Genomic DNA, 285 nt, shown 5'->3' on the forward strand with positions numbered 1-285 from the left:
GATTTTAAGATGTTCACCAGGGAATTTCTCTCTTTTTTGCTTATCTGGTTGAGGGTTTTATTGGGATCAACACCTGCAAGTTCCAGAAATACTGGGATAAGACGGTTGGGCAGTAGAAACTTCAGGTAATTCTTCATGTATGTTTTTCCATGTTTTTCAAATTCCCTTAAAAGTTCTGCTTCAAGGCTTTCCATTCCAAGTTCTGGTTTTAAATCCATGAGAAGTTTAACTTCCCCATCTTCAAGTGCTGAAACTACCTTATTACTTAAATCAAGAATTGCAGGT

Annotated in this window: 1 protein-coding gene; it reads right to left on the minus strand. The window is 36.8% G+C overall.

Translation table 11 applies throughout. The features are described 5' to 3' along the window. Nucleotides 1-285 (minus strand): NAD(P)/FAD-dependent oxidoreductase (locus K6T82_RS24295; protein WP_223711629.1); only part of this gene is annotated, 285 nt, incomplete at both ends.

Origin of the sequence: Flavobacterium potami, assembly GCF_020026915.1 — a bacterium.
GTDB lineage: Bacteria > Bacteroidota > Bacteroidia > Flavobacteriales > Flavobacteriaceae > Flavobacterium > Flavobacterium potami.